The organism is Nonomuraea sp. bgisy101 (genome assembly GCF_057708945.1).
On the sequence record NZ_JBYITD010000002.1, the window covers coordinates 450,596 to 464,503 of the forward strand.

Sequence of the window (13,908 nt, forward strand, 5' to 3'; positions counted from 1 at the left end):
AACGGGCCGCTGGGCCGTACCCTGGGCATGAACTTCAGGGAGGCCGCCATCAACCGCCTTGTGCTGTGGAACGTCGATCTCACGCTGGTCGACGTCGCGATCGTCACCAGGGACGCGTACGCGGAGGCATTCCGCCACGTCACCGGGCGTCCACTGGTCAAGCTTGCCCCCGCCATGGGCAGGCCCGACTCTGAGATCGTCTTCGAGACGCTCGCCGTCAACGGGATCGTCGCGCAGGACGACCACCTGCCCAGGTTCCTGTCCGCTCTCGCCGTCGCGTTCGCCGACCGGCGCAAGCGGCTGGCCAAGGAGGGCAGGATGATGCCGGGTGCCAAGGACGCGCTGAAGGCGGTCTCCAGGCTCGACGGCGTCGTCCAGTCGGTGCTGACGGGCACGATCAAGGGCAACGCCGTGCACAAGCTCAAGGCGTTCGGGCTCGACAAGCACATCGACTTCGATCTCGGCGGCTACGGCGAGGAGGTCTACCCCAAGGCCACCCTGCTGCAGGTCGCCCAGGGCAGGGCCAAGCAGCGGTTCGGCACGCCGTTCACCATCGCGAACACCGTGCTGATCGGCGATTCCACCCGCGACGTGCAGGCGGCGCGGATCGGCGGTGCGGCGATGGTGGCGATCGCGTCGGGGCGCTCGACGGCGGCGGAGTTGCGGGAGGCGGGGGCGGACGTGGTGCTGCCCGACCTGTCGAACGCTTCGGAGGTCGTGGCGGCGGTGGCGGGCCTGACCTCCCCCGTGGACCGCAAGGCCGGCTGACCCTCGGCCAGGGTGACGCGGTGAACCGGCCGACCGGCCGGGACCCCGCGGAGCGCTGACCTGTACGGCGCCGCCCGAGCCCGCGGCCCGCCTCCGCCGGCAGGGTGGCCGCGGCCCGCGGCTCCTGCCGGGTTGGTCTCTAGCGGACGAAGTCCACGTCAGGGTGGGCGGGGGACTCGCCGAGCAGCAGCCGCTGCGGCCGGCGCTTGAGCGACTGGTCGAAGAAGGCGCTGAGGTAGGCGCGCTGGGCCGCGACGCTACGGTCGGGGTCGACCGTTCCGATGCGCTTGGCCCGCACCTCCTGGACCACGTCCAGTCGCTCGTCGAGCTGCGGCAGGAAGGTCTGCAGGTCCGTGTAGCTGTAGTGCATGGCCTCCGGCATCGACAGGTCGCGCTTCCAGCCCGAGGAGCGCTCCCAGAACGACTTCCACGCCGGCGCGGTCAGGTGGTTCCTGATCCGCCCGTCGGCGGTGCTGCCCGGCGAGCCCATCAGCAGGAACGGCCGGTCGGTTCCCTCGGCGCCGGAGGGGGTGGGCCGCCGCCCGTCGACGTCGTAGGCGAGCCACCCGTCGAGGTCGGCCCCGGCGTCCACGCGCCCGTCGGCCCTCATCACCTCGGCGGCGGTGTCGCCGCCGAAGGAGTGGCCGAACATGCCCACCCTGGACAGGTCCATCGCCTGCGCGAGCCCCTTCAGGGAGGGCAACCGGTCCAGGACGAACCTGACGTCGGCGAGCCTGGTCTCCATCCCGGGACGCAGGTAGTCGTCGCCCTGCGGGCGCTTGGCCGTCTCGAGCCTGCCGCCGGGGAACTCCACGAAGGGAGCCTCGTGGGTGTGGTCCACCGTCACCACCACGTACCCCCTGCTGGCCAGGTCCTCCACGGTGGAGGTGCCCAGCGTGCGCAGGGAGCCCCAGCCCGGCGAGTAGAGCACGACCGGCCACCGCCCCTTCGGCGCCGCGTCCTTGCGGGCGTGCGTCCTGACCCCCGCCCAGTCCACCTGTCCGGGCTTCAGGCCCATCGCGGGCGCGCCCTGGTCGAAGTACCCGGCGGCGTTGGGCGTCATGTACGGCGCGAGCGGCTCGTCACCAGGCCTGGCCGGGTACCAGACGCTCACCATCAGTTCCCTGTTCCGCTTCTGGTCGACCAGGTGAACCTCCCTCATGCCGAGGCGGTGCGGCCCCGTCGGGGCGGGAAGCTCGAAGGTCGCCTTGGCGGGCGGCTCGGCGTCGGCGTGGGCCACGGCCGGGGCGGTCAGCAGGGCGGCGGTGGCGAGCAGGGCGGTCATCGTCTTTCGCATGGCCCTAATCTGGCCGCCGGCCCCACTCCCGCACCTCTGCCGTCCGTCTCCTCACGACCATGACTTTCGTCAGGTCTTCCGAGTGTGGCTACCCCTACCCCCGCTGTGGGGCTGAGCCCATTCTCCGGCCGCCGCCCCGCTTCTAACGTCGAAGAGCAGCAGGTCCGAGACACACCAGGGGGTTGTGGTTCATGAGTGCAGTCACCCGGAGGGGATTCATCGGGAGCGCCGCGGCGGCCGGCGGCGGGGCGATGACGGCGGGCCTGGTCCCCACCGCCACGGCCGGCGCGTGCGCGGCGCCGTTAGGTCCCGTCGTCGTACGGCCGGCCGATCCCCGCTACGAGGACCTGGCCGTCCGCAGGACCAACCACCGCTTCAAGCCCGAGCCCGAGTACTTCCACGTGGTCGGCTCGACCGAGCAGGTCGTGAAGGCGGTCGGTGACGCCGTCCGCGCCAACCGCCGCGTCACCGTCCGCAGCGGCGGCCACTGCTACGAGAACTTCGTCGGCGAGGGCGCGCAGGTCGTGATCGACATGTGTGAGATGTCGGAGGTCTCCTTCGACGAGCGCCGCGGCGCGTTCGCCATCGAGGCCGGGGCCACGCTGATGCAGACCTACCGCAAGCTCTACCTCGGCTGGGGCGTCACCATCCCCGGCGGCCAGTGCGGGGGCGTGGCCGCCGGGGGCCACATCGCGGGCGGCGGCTACGGTCCGCTGTCCAGACGCGACGGCCTGACGGTCGACTACCTGCACGCCGTGGAGGTCGTGGTCGTCGACCGTACGGGCAGGGCCCGCGCGGTGGTGGCCACCAGGAACCCGGCCGACCCCAACCACGACCTGTGGTGGGCGCACACCGGCGGCGGCGGAGGCAACTTCGGCGTGGTCACCCGCTACTGGATGCGGGATCCGCGGGCCACGAGCGACGATCCGAGGAAGCTGCTGCCGAGACCGCCCGCCTCCGTGCTGTCCGGCGTGGCGATCTGGTCGTGGAACGGCATGACGAAGGAGTCGTTCCGCAGGCTGCTGCGCAACCACGGCGAGTGGTACGAGCGCAACAGCGCGCCGGACACCCCGGCCGCCTCGCTGTGGGGCTCGCTGCTGATCCCCGGCCGCAAGGTGGGCGCCGACCCTGGCGGCATCATCCTGCCCACCCAGATCGACGCCAGGCTGCCCGGCGCGGAGAAGCTGATGAACGACTACTTCGCCGCCGTCGCCGAAGGCGTCACCCCTCAGGCGATCATCCCGCCGTTCCAGGCGATGCCGTGGTTCTACGCGGCGCGCACGCTGTCCCTCGGCGAGGAGGCGGAGGCCGGGCGGTACAAGGGCAAGTCGGCCTACCTGCGCAGGCGCTTCACCGACGAGCAGGCCGACGTCGCGTACGACCACCTCGGCACCCCGGGCGACGTCTCGTCGAGCGGCCTGCTCTGGCTGCTGTCGTACGGCGGGCGGGTCAACGCGGTGGACCCGGCGGCGACCGCCACGGTGGAGCGCTCGTCGATCCTCAAGGTGATCCACCTGGCGACCTGGGACGAGACCCAGGACGGCAAGGCGCACATCGAGTGGGTGCGCGGGCTCCACCGCAAGACGTTCGAGAGCACGGGGGGCGTGCCGGTGCCCGGTGGAAACTGCGGCGGGGCGTACATCAACTACCCGGACATCGACCACGCCGACCCGAAGTGGAACACGTCGGGTGTGCCGTGGTCGACGATCTACTACGGCGCCAACCACGCCCGGCTCCAGCGGGTGAAGAACCGGTGGGACCCCCGCAACGTCTTCCACCACGCCCTGTCGATCCGCCCCTCAGGCTCGTGACCACATCCGCACGGCGGCGCCCCGCGAGAGCCGGGCGCCGTCGTGCGACCTCTCACCTGGACGTGTCGAGGTTGTTCAGGAATCGGGCGGCGACCGGAGCCGCGACGGCCGCTCCCGCTCCCGCCCCCTCGACGATCACCGCGAAGGCCAGATCCTCCTGGTACCCCACGAACCACGAGTGCGAAGGCGGTTCCTTGCCCGAGCCGTACTCCGCCGTGCCCGTCTTGCCCGCCGATCCAGGCGGGAACCGGACCGCGTGGGCCGTACCCTCGCTGATCACCGCGGGCATCAGGTCACGCAGCGCGCTCACCACCTTGGGTTCCAGCTTGCGCGGCGCCGACCCGCCGGCGGGGAGCAGGTCCGCGGGGACGAGCCGGGGCGGGCGCCAGGTGCCGTTGGCGATGGCGGCCGCGACGGTGGCCATGTTGAGCGGGCTGGCCAGGACCCGCCCCTGGCCGATGGAGGCGGAGGCGAGGTCGGTGTCGTCCTTCGGGTCGGGGAACTCCGCCCGGACGGCCGGCACGCCAGGCGTGATCGGCGCTCCGAACCCGAAGCTGGCCGCGACCTCGCCCAGCCGCCCGCCGTTCAGCGACGAGACCGCCATCGCGCCGAAGGTCGTGTTGCACGAATGGGCGAAGGCGTCCCTGAACGACAGCGTGCCGTAGTCGTGGAACGCGGCGTTGTGGAAGGGGAAGCCGCCGATGTTCTGTTCGGGCGGGCACGTGACGGTCTTGTCGGGCGCGACGCCGTCGGCGACGAGGGCGGAGGCGGTGACGACCTTGAACGTGGAGCCCGGCGGATACTTGCCGAGCAGCGCCCTGTTGAACCCGCCCGGCTTGTTGACGGCGGCGAGGATCTCGCCCGTCGAGGGGCGTAGCGCCACGAGCGAGGCGGGCTTGGTGACGCCTTCGAGCGCGTCGGCGCCCGCGCGGTGGACGCGCAGGTCGATGGTGGTCTTCAGCGGCTTGCCCTCGGTGGCTCCCTTCTCCGCCACCGTCTCGACGAGCTTGCCGTCCCTGTAGAGGTTGAGTTTGGTGGAGGCGCTGCCGGTGAGCCGGTCCTTGTAGGTCTCCTTGAGCCCGTCGACCAGTTGCTGGACCGATCCGGGCGCGTCCGTGCCGTCGATGCGCGTGCCGTCGGCGGCGCTGACGGCGGCGGTCTCAGGCTTGTCGGTCACCAGCTTGAGGACGGCCTGGTGGCCGAGCGACGGGTGGATGGCGGTGGTCGACCAGTCGAGCTTCCACGCGCCGTCCCATTCGCCGACGTGGAGCTTGCCCTCGTAGGTCCAGTCGACGGCACCCTTGAGGGTGGCGGTGAACGGGACGACCCTGCCCTCCTCCGACTCCCTTGCGGGCTCGCCCACCTCGAAGGCCGCGGAAGCGATCTTCAGGTCCTTGAAGAAGCGCTGGTAGGCGCCGGTGAAGTCGGGAGGAGGTTCGTGGACGAGCGCCCGCATGGCCGGGTAGTCCCGCCTGGACCAGGCGGAGAGGAACGCCTCCGCCGTCTCTTCGGGGGAGCTTGTGGTGCGCGTCACCCAGATCACCCCTCCCCCGACGAGGAGCGGCGCCAGGATCCCCGCGGTGACCAGCGGCCACTTCTTCCTGCGCCTGCGCTCCACTCTGAGGTTGCCGAGTTCGTGCATGGTGGTGAGCAGACCAGACGCTCGCTGGGCTGTCCAATATGGATATCAAACTACCATTCATCCGGTTTTCGATATCATTCCTGATCGTGGACCTTGTGCGCCATCTCTATTACTTCACGGTCGTGGCCGAAGAACGTCACTTCGGCAACGCCGCGATCCGCCTCGGCATGGCCCAGCCCCCGCTCAGCCAGCGCATCAAACGGCTGGAGGAGGAGCTGGGCGCGCGGCTGTTCGACCGCTCGTCCCGCCAGGTCAGGCTCACCGAAGCCGGACGGCTGCTGCTGCCCGAGGCGCGCGAGGTGATCGCCCGCGTCGACCGCCTTCGCGAGCTGGTACGGCACGGCGAGGCTCGCACGCTCAAGGCGGCACTGCCTCCCGACCTCGGGGCGACGGCCATCGCCGCGCTCGTGGCGCGCTTCCGCGAGGAGAATCCCGGGCTCAGGCTCGTCCCCGCCGAGATGTGGACGGCCGACCAGGTGACCGCGCTGACCGACGGCACGATCGATGTCGGCGTCGTCCGCCACCCCGTCACCGCGCCGGGCCTGCGCTTCGGCGAGGTGCTCGTGCAGACGCCCGGCGTGCTGCTGGCCGAGGCCGACCCGCTGGCCGCGACCTCCACCGTGCACCTGCAGGACCTGGCCGACAGGGAGCTGCTGCTGTTCCCGCAGGAAGGCGAGCCTGGGGCGCATGCCGAGACCCTGTCCGACTGCCGCAGGCACGGCTTCGTTCCTCTGGAGGTGCATCATGGGATCGGCCTCGGGCTGGTGCTCGCGGGCTCGGCCGTCGCCTTCGGGCCCAAGACGGCCGAGCAGCTGGCGCCGCAGGGTGTGGTCTGGCGGCCGCTGCTCGGCTCGCCACTGACCTGGCGGGTCTCGACGGCGTGCAGGGCGCAGACGCCCGAGGTGGCGGCTTTCGCGGCGGCGGCCGTACGAACGCTGAAGGAGAGTGCCGGGATGACCGAGGAAGGCGTGGCGCCCGCGCGGCAGGTCAGGAGGCGTCCTGCGATGGGGTTCCTGGCATGAACATGGAGGAGCTCTTCAGGTTGGCGGGTGTGGCGGGCTGGCTGCACGCGATCGACATCGACGGGGGCGCCGAGGTGTCCTTCCGTGCGGACGAGCTGGTGCCGATCGCATCGGTGTTCAAGGTGCCCGTGCTGGTCGAGCTGGCCCGGCAGGCGGACGCGGGCGTGCTCGACCCGCGCGAGCCCGTGACGATCACCAAGCGCACGTTCGGCGACACGGGTGTGGGCGCCATGCTCGACGACGCGACGATGTCGCTGCGCGACCTCGCCTACCTCATGATCGCGGTGAGCGACAACACCTCGGCGGACGCGATCACGGCCAGCATCGGACTGGAGAGCGTCAACGCGATGCTCGACGGCTTCGGACTCGGCAAGACGCGCGTGATCGACGACTGCGAAGGGCTGCTCACGAAGATCAGGGAGGACGCCGGCGGCGAATGGCCGGTGGTCGACCCCGAGTCGCTCGCCCGGCTGCGGGCGCTGAACCCCCTGGCCACCAACAGGAGCACCCCGCGCGAGATCACCCGCCTGCTGTCCATGATCTGGCGGGACGAGGCCGCCTCCGCCGAGCAGTGCGCGTGGATGAGGCGCCTGCTCGGGCTGCAGGTGTGGCCGCACCGGCTGTCGTCCGGCTTCCCGTACGACGACGTGGCGGTCAGCGGCAAGACCGGGACCCTGCCGACGCTGCGCGCCGAGGTGGGGGTGGTGGAGTATCCCGACGGTGGACGCTACGCGGTCGCCGTCTTCACCCGTTCCTTCAGTCCCGCGCTGAACCAGCCGCGCGCCGACGCGGTCATCGGTACGGCCGCGCGTATGGCTGTGGACCACCTACGCGGGTAAGGGGATGTGTGGTCAGCGGTGATGACTTTCCGTTCAGGCGGCGACAGGATGGGACACATGGTTGCTGAAGGTGCACTGCTGTGGGAGCCGACCCCGTCGGTGGTCGCGAACGCGAGGATCACCCGCTATCTCGAAGACATCGGGCGTGACGGCTACCGGGACGCATGGCAGTGGTCCGTCGAGAACCCCGAGGAGTTCTGGACGTCGATCTGGGACTACTTCGGTGTGATCGGTGAGCGTGGTGACGGGCCCGTCATGACTGGGACGATGCCGGGCGTCGAATGGTTCACCGGAAGCTCGCTGAATTATGCGGAGAACGCTCTCAGCCGCGACACCGGCACCGCCGTGATCTTCCACTCGGAGGACGGCACGCGCCGCGTCATCTCCATGGCGGAGCTGCGCGAGGAGGTCGCGCGGGTCAGGCAGGGCCTGGTCAAGCTGGGTGTGCGCAAGGGCGACAGGGTCGCTGGCTACCTGCCGAACATCCCGGAGGCGCTCATCGCCTTCCTGGCCACCGCCTCGCTCGGCGCGATCTGGTCAGCCGGATCTCCCGATTTCGGTGTGCCCAGCATCGTGGACCGTTTCACGCAGATCGAGCCGAAGGTGCTGATCGCCGTGGACGGCTACCGCTACGGCGGAAAGTCCTTCGACAGGTCGGCCGCCGTCGCCGACATCGCCGCCGCGCTGCCCTCCCTGCACGCGACCGTGTGGATCCCCTACCTGGCCACGGCGGCGGACGGACTGCCTCCTCAGCAGGGCGAGTCCGCGCCCACCCGCGCGGCCGCCGTCCCGCACGGCCATACGCTCGGCTGGGAGGAACTGCGCGCCGAGCAGGGGCCGCTGGAGTTCGAGCGCGTGCCGTTCGGCCACCCGCTGTGGATCCTCTACTCCAGCGGCACGACGGGGCTGCCCAAGCCGATCGTCCACGGGCACGGCGGCGTGGTGCTCGAACACCTCAAGTCGCTCTCCTTCCACCAGGACCTGGGGGAGGGCGATGTGTTCTTCTGGTACACCACCACGGGCTGGATGATGTGGAACTACCTCATCGGCGGGCTGCTGGTGGGATCGAGCGTGGTGCTGTACGACGGGGCGCCCACCGACCTGTGGGCGATCGCGGCGGCCGAGAGCGTCACCTACTTCGGCACCGGCGCGCCGTACATCGTCTCGTGCATGAAGAACGACAAGCGGCCCGGTGACCTTCCGGCGTTGAAGGGCGTCGGGTCGACGGGCTCGCCGCTGCCGCCCGAGGGGTTCGCGTGGCTCGCGGAGGCCCTGCCCGGCGTGCCGGTGGGCTCGTTCTCCGGCGGCACCGACGTGTGCACCGGGTTCGTCGGGGCCACGCCGCTGCACCCGATCAGGGCGGGCGTCATCCCCTGCAGGTCGCTGGGCGCGCGGGTGGAGTCGTTCGACCCTTCGGGCAAGCCCGTCGTCGGCGAGGTGGGCGAACTGGTGCTGACGCAGCCGATGCCGTCCATGCCGGTGATGTTCTGGAACGACCCGTCGGGGGAGCGGTACCGCGACAGCTACTTCGACGTGTATCCAGGCGTGTGGCGGCACGGCGACTGGATCAAGATCGAGGAGGACGGCTGCTGCGTGATCTACGGGCGCTCCGACTCGACCCTGAACAGGGGCGGCGTGCGCATGGGGACGAGCGAGTTCTACCGGGTGGTGGAGCGGTTCCCCGAGATCGCCGACAGCCTGGTGATCGACACGGGGCAGCTGGGGCAGGAGGGACGCCTGCTGCTGTACGTGACGGTGGCGTCCGGAGAGGTGACGCCCGAGCTGGAATCACGGTTGAAGACGGCGCTGAGGGAGGAACTGTCGCCGCGCCACGTCCCGAACGAGATCATCGCGGTGCCGGGGATCCCGCGGACGCTGTCGGGCAAGAAGCTGGAGGTGCCGGTGCGCAAGATCCTCCTGGGAACGCCGGTGGACCAGGCGGCCAACCGCGACGCGATGGCCAACCCCGAGGTGCTGGAGCACTTCAAACCCTGATCGTCGGACGACGATCCCTGGAAGGCCGACGGCCGCCGTCGCCGACGCGAGGGCGGCCGTTCCGCTGGGGCCCGAGGTCAGGCGGAGGTGGCGCCGAACAGGGGCAGGCAGGCTTCGAGTCCGTGGATCGAGACGTCCTCGGCGGGCGTCCAGTCGTCACGGGACATGCGGAACCTGAGCGTGGTGGCCGGCTTCCCCTGACGGTTGTGGATCTCGACCCCGTCCTCCCGGTACCCGAGCTTGCGCGTCACCCCCAGCGACGGCAGGTTGTCCTCGAACGCCTCCGTCCTCGCGTACCGCGCCCCCAACCCGTTGAAGGCGAAGTGCAGCGCCGCGCGCCGCATCTCGGTCCCGATACCCTTGCCCTGGAAACGCTGCCCGATCCACGACCCGGTGTGGACCTCACGGGTGATCGCGAAGTCCTTGCCCGTGACGCCCTGGCTGCCGATCACCTCGCCGTCGAGGAACACCGCGAACTCGCACCCCCACGATTCGGGCGTCCAGGCGCCCCACGTGCGGAAGTGGTACTGGATGGTGGAACGGGCGCGCTCGTCGGGCGAGGCGTCCGTCCACGGGACGAAGAACGGCATGAACCCCGCCTCGTGGACGCCCTCCGCCGCCCTGTCTCCGAGGGCGTCGAGCTCCGCGAGACTCGGCAGGCGAAGCTCCAGCCTGGGCGTACGGATGGACAGCTCGAAAAGCGGCAGATGACGCATGCGCTCCATTATGGCCATCCACCGGCGACGGCGATCTACATTTTTCCCGCCCCCGCCCCCGCCCCCGCGCCCGCGGCACCGGGCGCAGACCCTCGCCGACAGCGCCCACAGGGGCCGAGGCCGGCTCCGGGCTCCAGGAGGGTGCGCGCGGTGGAGATCGACGGGGAGCTACACACCCTGGGGGAACGCGAACAGCCGTCCGGGGTCGTAGGCCGCCTTCACCGCCGACAGCCTGGCCGCGTTCGCCCCGTAGTAGGACTGCCGCCACTGGGCGATGTCGGGGTCGATGTAGTTCACGTACGCGTGCTCCCCGAGATGCGGCCCCATCGCCTGGCGGGTGCCGCGCAGCCACGCCCGGTCGGACCCGTCGGCGTAGTACTGCACGCTGAACAGCGCCTGCCGGTGCGGGAAGGCCGTCGCGTCGGAGCGCACCCTGCCGATCGCGCCGCCCATCGCGTCGATCAGCACCGAGTGACCGCCGGGGCGCGCTACGCGCGCCACGAGCTCCTTGGCCGCCGCCGTGGACAGCTTCGCGTAGGCGAGGTGCGAGGAGGCGACGAAGGCCTCGCGCGGCATCTGGCGGCACTGCGCGACCGTCCTGCTCGCGCACCCCGCCATGATCATGGTCGCCGCCGTGTAAGAGCGTTCCACGACATACCGGGACGACGGCGCCCCCGTCACCCTGAGCAACTCGTCGAGCAGCTTCGCGCAGCCCGCCCTGCCGCCCAGGTAGAGCCCGCCCACCTGCACGTCCAGGCCGCTGGAGCTGCGGGTGAGGTGGAGGTTGGACCACATCGCGTCAGGGGCGGTGGGCGCCCACGACTGCCACGCCTTCACCACCGAGGTCGCTCTCGACCACGGCCAGTGCAGGAAGAACACCGTGACGTCCCTGGTCGGGTGGGTGCGGAAGGTGAAGGAGACGGCCACGCCGAAGTTGCCGCCACCGCCGCCCCTGCACGCCCAGAACAGGTCGCTGTGGGTGTTCTCGTCGCAGGTCAGCACCCGGCCGTCGGCGGTCACGATGCGTACGCTCTGCAGCGCGTCGCAGGTCAGGCCGTACATCCTGGACACGACGCCGATCCCGCCGCCCAGCGTGAGCCCGGCCACGCCGACGGTCGGGCAGGTGCCGGCGGGGATGCTGACGCCCTTGGCGTGGAGCCGGTCGTAGACGTCGATCAGCTTGGCTCCCGCGCCGACCGTCGCCAGGCCCGAGCGGTGGGTGACGGTGTTCATCCGCGACACGTCGATGACCAGGCCGGGGCCCGTCGACCAGCCGGCATAGGAGTGGCCGCCGGAGCGGGAGGTGAGGGGGATCCGCTCCCTGCGGGCGAAGGCGAGGCAATCGGCGACGTCCGAGGGTGTGACGCAGGAGGCGACGGCGCGTGGCCTGACCGTGTCGAAGGTGGGGTTGTAGAGGCGGCGGGCGGCGTCGTATCCGGCGTCGCCCGGCCGTACCAGCCGGCCGTCGAGGCCTCTGCCGAGCGCCGCCCAGTCGGGCGCGCCCAGGGTCGCCCCGCCCACGGTCGCCCCGCCCACGGTTGCGGAGCTGCCCAGCGCGCCGAAGGCGGCGGTGCGGAGGAAGCTGCGACGGTCCATGTGATCTCCCTGACGTCCTGCTGAACCGAAGGGTGAGACGCACGAAGAGAGCGACTGGTTGGTCACATTCGGATCACTGGCCCGACACCAGACGGAGGGCGAGAGCGGGACACATCTCCACCGCCCTTCGCGCGTCCCTGCCCATCCAGCCGGGCACCTCGCGGAAGGACGGGTAGCCGTGGTCGTCCAGGTCCACGAACTCAGGCAGCAGGTGCGCGCACAGACCGTGACCCTGGCAGCGGGTCCAGTCGACGTCGAGCTGGTAGCGCGGCTCGTCCTCCGCCTCAGGAAGCGGCAGCGCGCCGCGGATGGGCCGCCCGCACGAGACGCGCTCCTCGTGGCGCTCCACGTCCAGGGCGAAGGCGTCCAGGGCCGACAGCACGAATCTCGCGGTCCCGTCGGGGTGGAAGCAGGCGCCTCTGCGCTCCACCGATCGGACGGCACGCCGCACGTCGTCGGCGGAGCCCGAGCCCTCGGTGAGGGCGCACAACGTCCTGGCGACCTCGGGCAGCCCCAGACGGCAGGGGCCGCACTGCCCCGACGACTGGGCGGCCAGGTAGGCGGTGACCCTGGCCACCTCGCCCAGCGGGCAGGTCGTCGTGGGAAGCGGCACCACGATCCCCGCCCCGAGCACGCCTCCGGCAAGCCGCATCCCCTCGCGGGAGACGACGGCGCCGGCGGCGGCCTCGGCGCTGAGCCACGCCCCGTGATAGCCGCCGACCAGCACCCCTTCGCCCGGGTCGAGCCCGCATTCCTCCAGCACGGTGGCCAGCGGGACGCCCGTCATCACCTCGACGACCGCCTCGCCGCCCACGGTGAGCAGGACGGTGCCCGGCTCGCGCGGCGTGCCCACCTCGGCGTACCCGATCGCGCCCAGCTCGGCCAGGACGGCGAGCTGGGCGAAGGTCTCCGCGTTGGACAGCAGCGTGGGCAGGCCGCCGACGCCCTCCTCCGTCGCCCTGCGCCTGCGCCCGGCGGGGACGGCGTCGAGCCCGTTCACCCCGCGGACGACCGCGCCGCCCTCGCCGCTGATGAACCGCTCGGGCAGGCCGACCACGCGCATCCGCCCGCCGTACCGTTCGGCGGCTCCTGACACGGTCGCCGCGCGGCGTTCCTCCAGTGCCGCGATCATGGAGGCGTGCGCCACCTCCCCTTCCACGGTGGCGATGACCACCTCGCGCGCCCGCAGCGCCTCGGCGGCCAGGAGCGCGCCGTCCAGCACCAGGTGCGGGGTGCGGACCAGCAGCATCGAGTCCTTGGCGCTGGCGGGCTCGCCCTCGACCGCGTTGACCAGCACCACCCTCTCGCCCGGCGTCACCGCGCGGAGTTTGCGCGCGAAGGGGAACGCGGCCCCTCCGCGGCCACGCAGGTCCACCTCCTCGGCCAGGGCGATCAGCGTGTCGAGCTCGCGCCGCGCGGGCTCGCCGTGCAGCGCCCTGTGCGCGGGCAGGTCCAGCCGCCTGCAGTGGTCGAGGCCCGCCGTGAGCCTGGCCGGCGCGAGCCTCAGCACGCGCGGCACCCTGTGCGGAATCATCCCGCCCTCCTTCTGCGCAGGTCATCCAGGCTGACCAGCTCACCGACGACCACGGGCTCCTCCACGACCTCCGGTACGGCCGGCGGCCTGCGAAGCGTCGCGACCGCCCTGATCAGCAACGCGGACACGACCGCCGCGAGACAGGCGACGTAGGACCAGGCCACCCACCCGGCGGGAGCACGGCCCGCGGTCAGCCCGTGCAGGATCGCGGCGGGCCAGGCCAGATAGGCGGCGCCGTGCAGCACCCGCCACATCCACGGCCGCGGTGTGTGCGCGAACCAGCCGCGCGTCACCCCCGTCGTCGTGGCCAGCGCGAACAGGGCCAGCGCGATGAGGCCGGTCAGTGAGGAGGCCTTCAGCGCGGCGTGGACGAGCAGGAAGGCCATCCCCGTCGCCGCGCCGACCCTGTGGGCCAACTGGGCGCGGATCCTGTTGGGGGCCGAGAGGAAGACGCGCTCGGTGGTGATGAGGCCGAGCGCCACGGTGGCGGTCAGCGTGACGAGGGCGAACACGCCCACGTAGAACTCCAGGAAACCCAGGCCGCTGTTGAGCAGCTGGACACCGCGCTCGGTGCGGGCCAGCGCGACGGCCGACAGGATCAGCGCGGTCACCGACGCGGTGGCGCCCAGGCGCATCTGCCTGGTGTCCAGACCCGCGTGGCGCGGCTGCTTTCTGTGGAGCATCGATT

The 13,908-nt window shown here is 71.4% G+C and carries 11 protein-coding genes; 5 read left to right on the forward strand and 6 right to left on the reverse strand.

Annotated elements, in window-relative coordinates; all coding sequences use genetic code 11:
- Positions 1–27 precede the first annotated feature (27 nt).
- Entirely contained in the window at positions 28–768 is a 741-nt protein-coding gene (locus AC3EO4_RS05680; RefSeq protein WP_379571310.1) for an HAD family hydrolase, read from the forward strand.
- Between the two features lie 139 nt (positions 769–907).
- Here AC3EO4_RS05680 and AC3EO4_RS05685 read toward each other — a convergent pair whose 3' ends face one another.
- Positions 908–2,065, reverse strand: coding sequence for an alpha/beta hydrolase family protein (locus AC3EO4_RS05685; RefSeq protein ID WP_431894111.1), 1,158 nt, complete (start codon positions 2,063–2,065; stop codon positions 908–910).
- A gap of 191 nt (positions 2,066–2,256) precedes the next feature.
- Between AC3EO4_RS05685 and AC3EO4_RS05690 the strand changes: the two genes are divergently transcribed.
- Positions 2,257–3,876 carry an FAD-binding oxidoreductase gene (locus AC3EO4_RS05690; RefSeq protein WP_431894113.1) on the forward strand — a complete coding sequence of 540 codons (1,620 nt, stop codon included), beginning with the start codon at positions 2,257–2,259 and terminating at the stop codon, positions 3,874–3,876.
- Positions 3,877–3,928: 52 nt separating this feature from the next.
- Here AC3EO4_RS05690 and AC3EO4_RS05695 read toward each other — a convergent pair whose 3' ends face one another.
- A complete protein-coding gene (locus AC3EO4_RS05695) occupies positions 3,929–5,518 on the reverse strand; it encodes a penicillin-binding transpeptidase domain-containing protein (protein ID WP_431894115.1) in 1,590 nt (529 codons plus the stop codon).
- 86 nt (positions 5,519–5,604) lie between these two features.
- Here AC3EO4_RS05695 and AC3EO4_RS05700 point away from each other — a divergent pair, with 86 nt between their 5' ends.
- From AC3EO4_RS05700 to AC3EO4_RS05710, 3 genes are read left to right on the forward strand one after another with little or no spacing between them, the layout of a single operon-like run.
- Complete coding sequence (locus tag AC3EO4_RS05700) at positions 5,605–6,540, forward strand: LysR family transcriptional regulator (RefSeq protein ID WP_379571318.1); 936 nt, start codon at positions 5,605–5,607, stop codon at positions 6,538–6,540.
- The gene (locus tag AC3EO4_RS05705; protein ID WP_379571320.1) at positions 6,537–7,379 is read left to right on the forward strand and encodes a serine hydrolase; all 843 of its coding nucleotides are present in this window, start codon (positions 6,537–6,539) and stop codon (positions 7,377–7,379) included. Before AC3EO4_RS05700 ends, AC3EO4_RS05705 begins: the two co-directional genes overlap by 4 nt.
- A gap of 57 nt (positions 7,380–7,436) precedes the next feature.
- Entirely contained in the window at positions 7,437–9,374 is a 1,938-nt protein-coding gene (locus AC3EO4_RS05710) for an acetoacetate--CoA ligase (RefSeq protein ID WP_379571322.1), read from the forward strand.
- A gap of 77 nt (positions 9,375–9,451) precedes the next feature.
- Here the strand turns inward: AC3EO4_RS05710 and AC3EO4_RS05715 are convergent, their stop codons facing one another.
- The 4 genes from AC3EO4_RS05715 to AC3EO4_RS05730 form a co-directional block, all read right to left on the reverse strand.
- Complete coding sequence (locus AC3EO4_RS05715) at positions 9,452–10,090, reverse strand: GNAT family N-acetyltransferase (protein ID WP_431894118.1); 639 nt, start codon at positions 10,088–10,090, stop codon at positions 9,452–9,454.
- Between the two features lie 168 nt (positions 10,091–10,258).
- The gene (locus AC3EO4_RS05720) at positions 10,259–11,686 is read right to left on the reverse strand and encodes an FAD-binding oxidoreductase (RefSeq protein WP_431894119.1); all 1,428 of its coding nucleotides are present in this window, start codon (positions 11,684–11,686) and stop codon (positions 10,259–10,261) included.
- Positions 11,687–11,759: 73 nt separating this feature from the next.
- Complete coding sequence (locus AC3EO4_RS05725) at positions 11,760–13,220, reverse strand: NADH-ubiquinone oxidoreductase-F iron-sulfur binding region domain-containing protein (protein ID WP_431894121.1); 1,461 nt, start codon at positions 13,218–13,220, stop codon at positions 11,760–11,762.
- On the reverse strand, positions 13,217–13,903 hold the full coding sequence (locus tag AC3EO4_RS05730; protein WP_379571332.1) for a hypothetical protein: 687 nt from the start codon (positions 13,901–13,903) through the stop codon (positions 13,217–13,219). Before AC3EO4_RS05730 ends, AC3EO4_RS05725 begins: the two co-directional genes overlap by 4 nt.
- Positions 13,904–13,908 lie beyond the last annotated feature (5 nt).